The sequence below is a fragment of the Collinsella aerofaciens genome (genome assembly GCF_039752985.1).
Lineage (GTDB): Bacteria > Actinomycetota > Coriobacteriia > Coriobacteriales > Coriobacteriaceae > Collinsella > Collinsella aerofaciens_BT.
On the sequence record NZ_JBDMHA010000060.1, the window covers coordinates 1 to 13,182 of the forward strand.

Here is a 13,182-nt window from a genome sequence, read left to right on the forward strand (position 1 = left end):
CGTCTACACCGAGGACGTCGAGGGCATCCAAGTCCACCGCTACGGCGCGCACATCTTCCACACCTCCATGAAGGACGTCTGGGGCTACGTCAACCGCTTCGCCGAGTTCAACAACTACGTCAACTCGCCGGTAGCCAACTTCCACGGCAACATGTACAACATGCCCTTCAACATGAACACCTTCGCCAAGATGTGGCCGGGCGTCGTCACGCCGGCAGATGCCAAGGCCAAGATCGCCGAGCAGGTGGCCGCCGAGAACATCGGAGAGCCGACAAACCTCGAGGAGCAGGCGCTGTCGCTCGTCGGCCGCGACATCTTCGAGACGCTCGTGAAGGGCTACACCGAGAAGCAGTGGGGCCGCGACTGCAAGGACCTGCCCGCGAGCATCATAAAGCGCCTCCCCTGCCGCTTCACCTACGACAACAACTACTTCAACGACCGCTACCAGGGCATCCCCATGGGCGGCTACACCAAGATGGTCGCCAACATGCTCGAGGGCGTCGAGGTGCGCTGCGGCGTGGAGTACAAGGAGCTGGCCGCCGCCGAGCCCGATATCGCCGCCAGGACGATCTACTGCGGCCCCATCGACTCGTTCTACGACTTTAAGCTGGGCACACTCGAGTACCGCAGCCTGCGCTTCGAGACCGAGACACTCGACGAGCAGGACCACCAGGGCGTGGCCGTGGTCAACTACACCGAGCGCGAGGTCCCCTACACCCGCATCATCGAGCACAAGCACTTCGAGTTCGGCACGCAGGAGAAGACCGTCATCACGCGCGAGTACCCGGCGGATTGGAAGCCCGGCGACGAGCCCTACTACCCCATCAACGACGCCAAGAACGAGGCCCTCTACAAGCAGTACGAGGAGCTGGCGGCGCAGGAGGGCGACGTGGTCTTCGCCGGTCGCCTGGGCGGCTACAAGTACTACGACATGGACAAGGCCATCGCCGCCGCCTTCGAGCTCGTCCGCAACGAGCTGGGCGTGGAGCCGACAGAGGCGTAGGGAGCTCAACGACTCGAGACCGACAACCAAATTCGCAAGAAGCAATAAGCCCGGTGCAGCGATGCTACACCGGGCTTATTGTTGAGGGAGCACTGCACGCCCACATGCCCAAAAAGCAAAGACCCGGCATTATACCGGGTCTTCAAAAACTCTCTGGTGCTCCATGGCGGATTCGAACCGTCGACCTTGGGATTAGAAGTCCCCTGCTCTATCCAACTGAGCTAATGGAGCATAAAGCCGGGCGTCCAAGCGGGTACAAGTTCACACGACCAATAAATTATAACCTACTTGAACTGATCGTGGTACGCCTTGCAGACCTCGTCCACGGGACCATCCATGCGCAGATCACCCTTCTCGATCCACACAGCACGCTGGCAAATACGCTCAACCTGCTCCATGGAGTGAGAAACGAACAAGACCGTGACGTCGCCACTCTCAATAAAGTGCTGAATACGGCGCTCGCATTTCTGCTGGAAAAAGACATCGCCAACAGAAAGCGTCTCATCGACGATGAGAATATCGGGCTCGGTAATCGTAGCGATAGCAAAGGCGATACGCGCGACCATACCCGACGAGAAGTTCTTCAAGGGCATGTCAACGAAGTCTTTAAGCTCGGCGAACTCAATAATCTCGTCAAAACTAGCGTCGATAAACTCCTTGGTATAGCCAAGCAGCGCACCGTTCAGATAGATGTTCTCACGAGCCGTAAGCTCCGGGTCAAAGCCAGCACCAAGCTCAATCAGCGGCGCAATATTGCCGTGAACCTTAACCTCACCTTCGCTGGGCTCCAAAACGCCAGCGATGATCTTGAGCATCGTAGACTTGCCGGAACCGTTAGTACCAACAAGGCCAACGACCTCGCCACGATGCACATCAAATGAAATGTGCTTAAGCGCACGGAATTCCTCAAAGAACAGCTCATGCTTCGCGAGCTTAATAAAATACTCTTTGAGGTTCGTAAGCGACTCGGACGCCATGTTAAAGATCATGGTGACGTCTTTGACCTCAACAGCAAGGGGCTGCTTGCTGTAATCAATAGCAGATTCAGTCATGAGCAGCACTCCTTAGATGTAGAGGATAAACTTGTGCTCGGTCTTGTGAAAGACGGCGTAACCAATAGCAAGAGCAAGAATAGCCCAAACAACACACAGCCCAAAGGTAAGCGCAGAAGGCACGGTATTAAACAGGAAGATATCACGCATAAACTGGAGGTAGTTGTACATGGGATTCACAACCACAAGGACCTGGATCCAATGTGCCATTTGGCTAATGAAGTCGGTTGTCCAGAAAATCGGCGTCAGATACATCCAGGCCGTGATAACAACGGTCCACAGGTGCATAACATCGCGGAAAAAAACCGCCAGCGCAGACAGCATCATGCCCAAGCCCATGCAGAAACACATGAGCAGGAGCAAGCAAACCGGCAGCAGAATTAAATGCCAGGTGGGAAGCACGTGGAACCAAAGCATAACCAAGGCGACGGCAACCAAAGAGAAGGCGAAGTTAACGAGCGAGAACAGCACCTTCTGCACCGGAAAGACCCAACGGTGCACCTTAACCTTCTTAAGCAGAGAGGAAGCCCAAATGATGGACATAAGCGCTTGGTTCGTCGACTCGGACATGACAGAGAACGTCACGTTACCGACGATCAAGTAAAGCGGATACATTTCGGGCGTAATAGAACCATTGCGACCTTGCGCGAAGATTGTCGAAAACACGATCGACATAACAATCATCATCAGCAGCGGGTTAAGCACGGACCATGCCACACCCAGAACACTGCGACGATATTTAATCTTAAAATCTTTGGTGACAAGCTGCTTAAGAATGAACTTGTCCTTTTCAAAATCATTTTTAGCGTGAGAGGCCGGTTTAGCCACCGCTTTCTGACTCTCTACGTTGTCAGCCACGGACCATCTCCTTGTCTCGTAAAACATAACAGTGGAAAGTATAGCCCTCCCACGTTGACGATAACTCACCGCAACAAATCTGGAGAACTAACCCATATCTAATCAAAGGGGCAGACGATAGGTATACTTTCGACCCGTTGATTCATTAAAGGAGGTCCTACATGGACTATTCGAATACCGTCGTCATAATCCCCTGCTACAACGAAGCGCTGACGATTGGCAAAGTTGTCGACGATTTTCATCGAGAGTTACCCGGTGCAACCGTCTTTGTATATGACAACAACTCGTCTGATGGCACTTCGCAAATCGCCAAGCAGCACGGTGCCACGGTGCGCCACGAGCCCAGACAGGGCAAAGGCAACGTGTGCCGCCAAATGTTCCGTGATGTCGACGCCGAATGCTATCTAATGGTTGATGGAGACGACACTTACCCCGCCGAGGCGGCAAAGGCGCTTTGCGAGCCCATCCTTAACGGCGAAGCCGATATGACCGTTGGCGATCGCCTGTCAAACGGCACCTATGCCGAAGAGAACAAGAGGGCCTTCCACGGCTTTGGCAACAATCTTGTTCGCGCCATGATCAAGTGGATTTACGGCTACAGCTTTGACGACGTGATGACCGGCTACCGAGCCATGAGCAGACCCTTCGTCAAGACCTTCCCCGTTTTGAGCGAGGGCTTCCAGATTGAGACCGAGCTCTCCATCCACGCTGTCGATCACCGCTGGCGAATTAAAGACGTGCCGGTGGAGTATCGCGATCGGCCCGCAGGCTCCGAGTCCAAGCTCAACACCGTTAGCGACGGCATCAAGGTCATCGCAATGATTGGAACGCTCTTTAAAGACTATCGTCCGCTCAAGTTCTTTACTCTTATAGCGCTCATCTTCGCCATCATAGGCCTTGCCCTCGGAATTCCAATTGTTGTGGAGTACTTCCAAACCGGCTTAGTCCCCCGCTTCCCCACGGCCATACTTGCGGCCTCATTCATGTTCCTGTGTGGGTTGAGCCTAGCAACGGGACTAATCCTCGACTCAGTTGCAAAAGTCGAAAGAAAACAATGGGAGTTACAAGCCTATAAAACCTATTCAAAATAAGAAGAGGTCCGGACTTAATCCGGACCTCTTCTTATTTCAGACCTAAATACTGTTCCCAAAACTCTCGCGAAGTCATGTACGGCATGGCATCTTTCCATGCCCCCCTGACGCTCTTGCCCTCTTTACGATAGCGCGCCATCAGTTCGTGCTCTCGGCGGCGAATACTCTTGAACCGCGCCCGATCCATCGTGCGGACCGACCCCTTCTCGCGGGTCGGATCAAGAAATACCAGCGTCTTGCAACGCGTCGAATTGCCTTCAAGCGTACAGCTGCCATTCTTAACTGCATAGCCGGGCTTTCCGCGCAACAGCGCATCGGGAAGATAGTGTTTGTCGTAAGGAATAGATCTCCAATACTTCATAAATTTCGAAGGATGGAATTCCAGATTAACATTAGCGAGCACTTGCTCCGTAACCCCAGCCTTGCGAAGAAGCTCTGGATCCATTTCGGAAACAGGAATCAGCTTTTCGTTTAACTTACCCTTACCAATCATCGTCGCGGCGCCATCAAGCTTCTGGAGATACTCAGGGCCGCGCAGATAGTCCTCAAAGCCATCAAGGATAAACTCAGCAGCCTGATAATCCATATCGCGCAAGTTCTGACGTACCCCTCGCTGAATACGAAGGACAAACATTTTCTCATCAGCACAATCATCGAGTGAAATCATGGCAAAGAAGTTGCGGAAGTACTGGTAGCAGTCAACCGAAGCGCGGAAACGCCCCTCAAAGCTTGCATGCCACACGCAAATGCAATTCATGGTCATGTAGACAGGCTTATTGCGCATGCCAAACTCAACGTCGTCGCAGCGGATAAAGAAAGGCATGGGAAGGCCGTTCTTTTCGATAGCCTTCACCGGAATGCAGCTATACCACCAAGCCCCATAGGCCTGATCAACTTCAACGTTCGTGCGTTCATTTTCGAGGATGTCGGACAGCTTGCCAACATTCAAGTCCTCTTTTACGCGACGATAGGCACCAGTGGTCGCCACATACGAGACATCCTCGAACTGACGAGTAGGGTCCTCCATTGAGAGCATGGCGCCGTTAATAAAGGCATCCTTATACTTGCCTTTAGCAAGAGAGAGGAGATTGAACGTGCGGATCAAACTCTCGGGCATAATAGAGACATCGTCATCCATCAAAATGATGTGAGTGTACTGATCAGGAGTTTCAGTAGCCGCCATCATTCCACGTGCGAATCCTCCCGAACCGCCCGTATTGGGATTCGGGAGCACGGTGACTAGCTCATCGGAAAGTGATGCAGAATCGAGCGTCTGTCCATTGTCGACGACAAACATGTGGAAGTGGTCGCGAATCGGACCGTCCTCTTTGGAGATGCCCGCTTTAACGAGTTCAATATTCGGAAGAATGTACTGCTCATTCTTAAATGTAGTAGTAGAAAGAGCAAGATTGATCTGGTTAATTGAGTCCTCAGGAACATCAGTCAGATAAGAGGCGTTCAAGAGGTCTACGGAATAGCCCTCATCACTCTCAATCCTAAAACCGATCAAGTCGTAGCCGGTTGTATCGATATCAATATCGAGAACGCAAGGATCAATTTCATTGCCATCAAAAGGATTCGATTTAAGCTCGACAGGATTCAGCTCGCTAGATCTCACTCCATGAACGACAACCCGGCCCCTGCCAAATAAAGCCATATGCAAGACAACGCCGCCAACAGACGCATACTGATGCCATTTGCCAGCAGATAGGCCATTCACATACGTCAGAAAGTCAACGTGTCCATTGACATGAAGTGAATGTATATCGTCATCATACGAAGCACCACCGGAGAGCACGCGATAGTAGAGTTCGGGAAAATCCTTTGCATGCTTTTCAACTTTAAGTACAACATTCGCAAGTTTAAACTGCATTTTAAATACCTTAATCAAAGCCGTTGTAACTACTAATTACATTCGTCGACAAACTTTGCCATCGCGGAGCGAACATCGGGATCAGACAAAACATCCTTTGCAAAATGATCATGCCCACAGATGTCCATTGGCATGTAAGGCCATCCAGGATAGCAATCATCAGCGACCTTTTCCGCTTTCGCGGGAACCAAAAAAGAGAAGCTGTCAAACGGATGCTTTCTTACGGGAAGGATATCGTTGCGGTCCCAAATTATTTTACGTTTAGGGGCATCAAAAACGTTATCAATCGCGTATGCAAAATCACCACGAGACTCATCGGTTAACAAACCTAGATCATGAGCCTTTTCATTAAACGAATCGAATACGCTCTGGACAAGATCAATCTCCGCAGAAGAAACAACTGTTCTCTGAGCTTCCAAGTCAACATCTCCGCACTGCACGCTAAGCCCACTGTGTGGATGAACCATCCAAGGATTATCTTTCCAAAAACTAAACTCACGTTCATTTTTGTCAAAGAAATCCATAAGCTCAATTCTGAGTTGCCTAAGTTGATCGTTCGCGCGCTTGGAATTCTCGGCCGCCCGGTCGTAAATCGAAATGTCCACAAAACAAGGTATAAGCGAATTAGTTGAACAAAAGCGAACTTGACGACACTTTACAAACCAGTCATATACGAGGGTGATTTGATATTCAGGGTCGTCTATTAAAGCGGCAGTGAGCTTATCCACATCGGACCTAAGCATGCAGATATCAATATCGACGTCCCAAGGAATAAAACCCGATCGAGACAAGGTGCCAACAAGAGAACCATAAGAAAGCCAGTATTGAATATTATTGGCAACACAAATCGCGTCTAGCTTACTCATCAAGGCCGCGTTTGCCTGCTGCATCAATCGAATATCACCCTCGGCGTCGGGTAATGCATCAAAGATTTTGCAACGGAGCTCAAAAGGGGTGAGATCGGGGTACGCACGTCGCGCTAACAATTCAAAGCGAAGCCTCATTTGTTCTGACAGACTTTGTTGGCGTTGCTTGAGCAATTCAATTTCTGGAAATAGCCGAGTATCGAATTTGTAATTGATATTCATATTGATACCGTTATCGGCCTGCTCAATACGGGCGAAAACCTCGTCAAAACGACGGTCCATATCCTCATGCATAGCATGCAACGATCGGGATGAGCCAGGGAGGATCTTTTTAATAGTAGAAAGCAAGGACATGGCTTAACCTTCGCAACGACAAACAATGAACGAAGCACAATTACTCATATGATACAAAAGAATGAGTGGGTCCCACCTTGAAACCCACTCACATGAAGACTACTCCGACGCCTCTTTCAAATACTGTTTCCAGAAATCGATCGAAGTAAAGACATCTCTATACGAAGCGTATTCGGTATAAATCTTATCTTTGTTACGCTTGAATTCCTTCTCGGCTTTACGAAAACGACTCCAAACCTCTTTGAATCGCTTCTTATCCATATGTCTAATGGCACCCTTTTTATTAGGCATATCTACCACAATAAGCGTGTCAACATCCCTGATTTTACCTGCGGGATAAACCCATCCCGCAGCATCAATAACAGCAACCCTACCGTTACGTTTAACGGAGTCGTTAACAAAACGGTGGCCATTAATGGTCAGATAATCCTTAAATGCCTGCAGCCTAGACCTGTCGCCCCCAAGGCTCAAATTGCCAAAAGTCAGTTGCGTCAAGTCGACACCCAATTCTTGTGCCTGAGGGATGAGCTGCTCGATGGGAATCAATTGTTCCCTTTCACGATTTGCCGCCATAAAACGGGATTCAGCGACAGGATGAGAAATCCACTCCGGACCTCTCAAAAAATCTTCAAGACCTTTTACGGCAAGAGCAGCTTCATCGTAATTAAATTTCTTCAAGTCGAGCTCAACTTCACGACGAATCTCATAAAGAAAATCAGAGAGAGGCGCAGCGCCAGTTGTCGCCTGACTGATTAGCGTATTTCGGCTTACCTGATAACGCTCCACGGCAGCACTATACTTAAACTTAAAGGAATTATGCCAAACGCAAATACCATTCATGGACATGAACTTGGGTTTGCAACGAAGCGCATACTCAGCATCATCAGAACGAACAAATAAGGGCAAGGGCAACCCCTCACGTTCAATCGTTGCGGTAGGTATAACGCAATACCACCAGCCAGCATACTGTTGGGCAGTGTCCTCATAAAGGCCAGTTGGGGCCTTATATATCTCGGTCTCAACGACATCATGAAGTGAGGTCATATAGCCTGCAGGCTTAAGGGGAGAAAAAGTTCCCTTAGCAGTAAAGAACCCTAAATCCTCGGTACGCAAATTGGGCTCTTCCAAGCTCATCATAGCACCCGATAAAAAGGCCTCAGCATATTCTTCTTTGAGAAGAGAGAGCAGGTTGAAAGTGCGGATAAAACTCTCGGGAAGAACCTCGACATCATCGTCCATCAGGAGAACATGAGTCGCTTTAGGATTCTGCTCAAGTGACTCAATCATCCCCCGAGCAAAACCACCAGACCCGCCGACATTAGGATTTGGATGAACAGTAACACGCGATGAATCCAGGTTTGCACTATTCAGCGAACGGCCATTATCAATAATGTGTACGTGGAAATGATCAGCAATCTCTTCATCAGAATCAATAATGTTCTTTTGTAAAAGAGATACGTTACGGACAATATAGTCTTCTTTTTTAAACGTAGTAGTTGCAAGCGCTAGCTCAACTGGATGAATATCCAGTTCTTCACAATCGCAATAATAATACGCATTCCGAATATTAACAGGGCCTTCAGTACTGATATTAAAAGCGTGCAGAATCTCTCCCTCACAAAGGGAGAGTTCGATTTCAGCCGTACTCCATTCATCGGATCGTTGCAAACTAACCGCAGAGCCATCAATTGTAGAAGGAATCCAAGAATAATTATTTGCATACGTCTGCTGAAGCGTTAAGGCGGAGCCGCAATACTCGATATGAAGATAAAACGCCTTTGCAGTAGTGTATTTTCGCCACTTATAAATGGATAGCGCATTAAAATATGTTGTGAAATCAACATTGGTCGATTTCATGATTTCAATAGCGTCATTCGAAGTTGGAATAACAAGACCCTCCGTTGCCCTATAGCAAAGCAATGGATACTGCAACATCGCATCAGATCCGTTAAAAATCAAATTTGCAAGTTTAAAATGCATTGAAAACCATCCAAAAAATTCCTGGTGCAACTTGGCAAAATGGCATAAATGCCCATGGCATTGTTTGCATTCTCACTGATTTTAAGAATGCAAACAATGTACTAAAGGCATCTAATCAAAATGAAGTTTTAGCTCTTCCTCCCAGTCGGGCATATGGAACCCAACCGACTCGAGCCTGGAAAGGTCGAGCGCGGAGTGGGTCGGGCGCGGGGCGATGGGGCCCGCGGCGCTCGCGTAGTAGTCGGCGGTCGATACCGGCACGACCCTGTCGCCGTTGCCGTTGGCGACCTCGAAGACGGCGCGGGCGATGTCCGCCCAGCTCTTCACGGCGCCGGAGCCGGTGCAGTCGTAGGTGCCGTAGGGGGCGTGCGTCCCCAGCACGTGGAAGATGGCCTCCGCCATGTCGCGCGTGAAGGTCAGGCGGCCCAGCTGGTCGTCCACGACGGTGACCTGCTCCAACTTGTCCTCCGGGTCGGCTACGCGGTCGGACAGCCCCTTCATGGTCTTCACGAAGTTGTGGCCCTCGCCGATGACCCAGCTGGAGCGCATGATGTAGTGGCGCGGGCAGCCGGCCACGGCGATGTCGCCGGCGGCCTTGGTCTGGCCGTAGACGGACAGCGGGGAGAACGGCTCGTCCTCCGTGTGGACCTCGGCGGTGCCGTCGAAGACGTAGTCGGAGGACACGTGGACGAGCGTGATCCCGTGCCCGGCGCAGGTGCGGGCGAGCAAGGCCGGCCCGGTCGCGTTGGCCTTCCAGGCGATGGCGCGGCCCTCGGGGGTCTCGGCTTTATCCACGGCGGTGTAGGCGCCGCAGTTGATCACGGTGCCGTAGAGCGACCAGTCGTACTTGGAGTAGGCCGCCGGGTCGGACATGTCGAAGGTGTCGATGTCGCAGAAGTCGAAGTCCTTGGCCACGCCGCGCTCCTCGGCGAGCGCGCGCACCGCGCGGCCCAGCTGGCCGTTGCAGCCGGTGACGAGCGTCCTCTTGGGCGCCATGGGGACGACGTCCCTCAGCATCGGGTGGTTGAGGTCGGCCTCGGAGACGGTGGCCTCCTCCAGCGGGATGGGCCACTCGATGGCGAGCTCGGGGTCGGCGAGGTTCACGAAGGTGTAGGTCCTCTTGAGCTCCAGCGACCAGTGGGCGTCCACCAGGTAGGTGTAGGCGGTGCCGTCCTCCAGGGCCTGGAAGGAGTTGCCCACGCCGCGCGGGACGTAGATGGCCTTGGACGGGTCGAGCGTGCAGGTGAACACCTTGCCGAAGGTCTCGCTGCCCTCGCGCAGGTCCACCCAGGCGCCGAAGACCGAGCCGCGGGCCACCGAGATGAACTTATCCCAGGGCTCCGCGTGGATGCCGCGGGTGACGCCCCTCTTCTCGTTGTAGGAGACGTTGTTCTGGACGACGCGGAGGTCCGGGATGCCCAGGGCGGTCATCTTGGCGCGCTGCCAGTTCTCCTTGAACCAGCCGCGCGAGTCGCCGTGGACGGCGAGGTCGACGACCTTGAGGCCCTCGATGCCGGTCTCGGCGACGGAGAGGTCCTTCTCGAATGCGATGTCTGCCATGTGGGAAAAGCTCCTATCGAAGAGGTTGGGAAACCGGGGTCGCCCCGCGGTGCGGTTCACCGGGATGCGGTCTTACTGGCCCTGCGCGCGGTAGCGCGCCTCGGTGGCCTCCTTGGCCGGGCGCCACCAGGACTCGTTGGCGACGTACCAGTCGATCGTCTGCTTGAGCCCCTCGGCGAAGTCGGTGTGGGCCGGCCTCCAGCCGAGCTCGCGCTGGAGCTTGGACGAGTCGATGGCGTAGCGGCGGTCGTGGCCGGGGCGGTCGGCGACCCAGTCGAAGTCCTCGGGGTCGCGCCCCATCGCCTCCAGGATCATGCGCAGGACCGTGATGTTGTTCTTCTCGCCGTCGGCTCCGATGAGGTAGGTCTCCCCCATGCGGCCCTTGGTGAGGATGTCCCAGACGGCCGAGGAGTGGTCCTCGGTGTGGATCCAGTCGCGGACGTTCTCGCCGCGGCCGTAGAGCTTGGGGCGCACGCCGTCGACGATGTTCGTGATCTGGCGCGGGATGAACTTCTCCACGTGCTGGTAGGGGCCGTAGTTGTTGGAGCAGTTGGAGATCGTGGTGCGCAGGCCGTAGGTGCGGGTCCAGGCGCGGACCAGCATGTCGGAGGACGCCTTGGTGCTCGAGTACGGGCTGCTCGGGTGGTACGGCGTCTCCTCGGTGAACTTCGCCGGGTCGTCGAGCGCCAGGTCGCCGTAGACCTCGTCGGTGGAGACGTGGTGGTAGCGGATGCCGTATTTGCGGACGGCCTCCAGCAGGCGGAAGGTGCCCTCCACGTTGGTGCGCAGGAAGGGCTCCGGGTCGGCGATGGAGTTGTCGTTGTGGCTCTCGGCCGCGTAGTGCACGATCGCGTCGTGGCCCGGGACGATGCGGTCCAGCAGCCCGGCGTCGCAGATGTCGCCCACGACGAGCTCCACGCGGTCGGAGGGCAGCCCCGCGATGTTCTCGGGGTTGCCGGCGTAGGTAAGCTTGTCCAGGACGGTCACGTGCACGCCGGGGTGGTTGTTGACCACGTAGTGCACGAAGTTGCTGCCGATGAAGCCGCAGCCGCCCGTGACGATGATGTTCCTGGGCTCGAAGAGCTCTTCAGACATATTTGTATCTCCCATTGGATCGGATTAGTACTCGCGCGGGCTGTTGACGATCTCGCCGGCGGCGACCTTCTTCAGGTGCCGGCCGTAGACCGACTTGCCGTAGGCCTTCGCGGCCCCCTCCAGCTCGGCGGTCGTGATCCAGCCGTTCTCCCAGGCGATCTCCTCGGGGACCGAGACCGGCAGGTCCTGGGAGTGCTCCACGGCGCGGACGAACTCCGCGGCCTCGTGCAGGCTCTCCATGGTGCCGGTGTCCAGCCACGCGTAGCCGCGGCCGAGGGTGACCACGGACAGCGTCCCCTCCTCCAGGTACATCCGGTTGAGGTCGGTGATCTCTAGCTCGCCTCGGGCGGAGGGCTCCACCCCATGGGCCTTGGCGGCCACGTCGCCCGGGTAGAAGTAGAGTCCGGTGACGGCGTAGGAGCTCTTGGGGCGCTCGGGCTTCTCCTCGATGGAGACGGCCCTGCCCTCCCCGTCGAACTCCACGACGCCGAAGCGCTCGGGGTCGTCCACGTGGTAGCCGAAGACCGTGGCGCGGCCCGACTCGGCGTTCTGCACGGCGCGCGTCAGGTGGCGCGACAGGCCGTTGCCGTAGAAGATGTTGTCGCCCAGCACCAGCGCGCACGGCTCGCCGGCGATGAACTCCTCGCCGATGGTGAAGGCCTGCGCCAGGCCGTCCGGACTCGGCTGCTCTGCGTAGGAGAGGTTCACGCCGTAGCGCGAGCCGTCCCCGAGCAGGCGCTCGAAGTTGGGCAGGTCGGTCGGCGTGGAGATGACCAGGATGTCCCGGATGCCCGCCAGCATGAGGGTGGACAGCGGGTAGTAGATCATGGGCTTGTCGTAGACCGGCAGCAGCTGCTTGGAGGTCACGAGCGTGAGCGGGTACAGGCGCGTGCCGGACCCGCCGGCGAGGATGATGCCTTTCATTCAATCACTTCCAAAGTCAGTGAACGGAAAAATAAATCCGTTTAGCAATGTTCCTGATTGAGAGCGACAATTTACGAGCGGTTAAATCAACCGACGATATATTGATACCATCGAGTGAACAGATTGCTCGCACAAAATCAAACTCATCGCGTTTCAATTGCTCTTTTTTATCCTTAAAAAGTGAGTTCGTAGTAGATTCGTTGCACACTCTAAAATAGGAATAAATTGAGTCTAGATAGCAGACATCACTATTAAGTGATAGACGAATCCAATACTCCCAATCAGGGGAGTAACACAGAGAATCATTAAAGGGTCCAACCTTTTGCCAGCAATCTCTACGAAACATGACATTAGAAGGCTCTCCATAGATATTATGAGTTCGAAATGTCTTGCGGGCAAAATCAGAGCCTTTTAAAACCATATCCCGCTTAAAAGGTCTCCTCTTCATTGTAATGGCACCATTCGAGTCAATAACACATGAAGCGCTGAAGCAGAGGGAGCACTTTGGATTAGCATCCAGTGCTGC

The 13,182-nt window shown here is 53.6% G+C and carries 11 protein-coding genes and 1 tRNA gene; 2 read left to right on the forward strand and 10 right to left on the reverse strand.

What is annotated here, in order from left to right; all coding sequences use genetic code 11:
* Window positions 1–1,003, forward strand: a 1,003-nt coding sequence (glf, locus tag ABHR76_RS08045) for a UDP-galactopyranose mutase (RefSeq protein WP_346977281.1), incomplete at its 5' end; no start/stop codon positions are given.
* 154 nt (window positions 1,004–1,157) lie between these two features.
* Here the strand turns inward: glf and ABHR76_RS08050 are convergent.
* The 3 genes from ABHR76_RS08050 to ABHR76_RS08060 all read right to left on the reverse strand — a co-directional run bounded on the left by ABHR76_RS08050 (window position 1,158) and on the right by ABHR76_RS08060 (window position 2,913).
* Window positions 1,158–1,234, reverse strand: a tRNA-Arg gene (locus ABHR76_RS08050).
* Window positions 1,235–1,287: 53 nt separating this feature from the next.
* Window positions 1,288–2,055: an ABC transporter ATP-binding protein gene (locus ABHR76_RS08055; RefSeq protein WP_117776189.1), complete on the reverse strand. Its 768-nt coding sequence runs from the start codon at window positions 2,053–2,055 to the stop codon at window positions 1,288–1,290.
* A 12-nt stretch (window positions 2,056–2,067) separates the two neighbouring features.
* The gene (locus ABHR76_RS08060; protein ID WP_346977283.1) at window positions 2,068–2,913 is read right to left on the reverse strand and encodes an ABC transporter permease; all 846 of its coding nucleotides are present in this window, start codon (window positions 2,911–2,913) and stop codon (window positions 2,068–2,070) included.
* Between the two features lie 161 nt (window positions 2,914–3,074).
* Between ABHR76_RS08060 and ABHR76_RS08065 the strand changes: the two genes are divergently transcribed.
* Entirely contained in the window at window positions 3,075–4,004 is a 930-nt protein-coding gene (locus tag ABHR76_RS08065; protein ID WP_346977284.1) for a glycosyltransferase family 2 protein, read from the forward strand.
* Between the two features lie 31 nt (window positions 4,005–4,035).
* Here ABHR76_RS08065 and ABHR76_RS08070 read toward each other — a convergent pair whose 3' ends face one another.
* The 7 genes from ABHR76_RS08070 to ABHR76_RS08100 all read right to left on the reverse strand — a co-directional run.
* On the reverse strand, window positions 4,036–5,877 hold the full coding sequence (locus ABHR76_RS08070; RefSeq protein WP_346977286.1) for a glycosyltransferase: 1,842 nt from the start codon (window positions 5,875–5,877) through the stop codon (window positions 4,036–4,038).
* Window positions 5,878–5,909: 32 nt separating this feature from the next.
* The gene (locus ABHR76_RS08075) at window positions 5,910–7,097 is read right to left on the reverse strand and encodes a LicD family protein (protein ID WP_346977287.1); all 1,188 of its coding nucleotides are present in this window, start codon (window positions 7,095–7,097) and stop codon (window positions 5,910–5,912) included.
* A gap of 99 nt (window positions 7,098–7,196) precedes the next feature.
* On the reverse strand, window positions 7,197–9,077 hold the full coding sequence (locus ABHR76_RS08080; protein ID WP_346977289.1) for a glycosyltransferase: 1,881 nt from the start codon (window positions 9,075–9,077) through the stop codon (window positions 7,197–7,199).
* Window positions 9,078–9,188: 111 nt separating this feature from the next.
* Window positions 9,189–10,637 (reverse strand): sugar nucleotide-binding protein, encoded by a 1,449-nt coding sequence (locus ABHR76_RS08085; RefSeq protein ID WP_346977290.1) that lies wholly within the window; start codon window positions 10,635–10,637, stop codon window positions 9,189–9,191.
* A gap of 72 nt (window positions 10,638–10,709) precedes the next feature.
* Window positions 10,710–11,732 carry a dTDP-glucose 4,6-dehydratase gene (gene rfbB, locus ABHR76_RS08090; RefSeq protein ID WP_346977292.1) on the reverse strand — a complete coding sequence of 341 codons (1,023 nt, stop codon included), beginning with the start codon at window positions 11,730–11,732 and terminating at the stop codon, window positions 10,710–10,712.
* A 24-nt stretch (window positions 11,733–11,756) separates the two neighbouring features.
* Window positions 11,757–12,656 carry a glucose-1-phosphate thymidylyltransferase RfbA gene (rfbA, locus tag ABHR76_RS08095; RefSeq protein WP_346977294.1) on the reverse strand — a complete coding sequence of 300 codons (900 nt, stop codon included), beginning with the start codon at window positions 12,654–12,656 and terminating at the stop codon, window positions 11,757–11,759.
* A 16-nt stretch (window positions 12,657–12,672) separates the two neighbouring features.
* The coding region (locus ABHR76_RS08100) for a glycosyltransferase family protein (protein WP_346977295.1) at window positions 12,673–13,182 on the reverse strand (510 nt) is incomplete at its 5' end.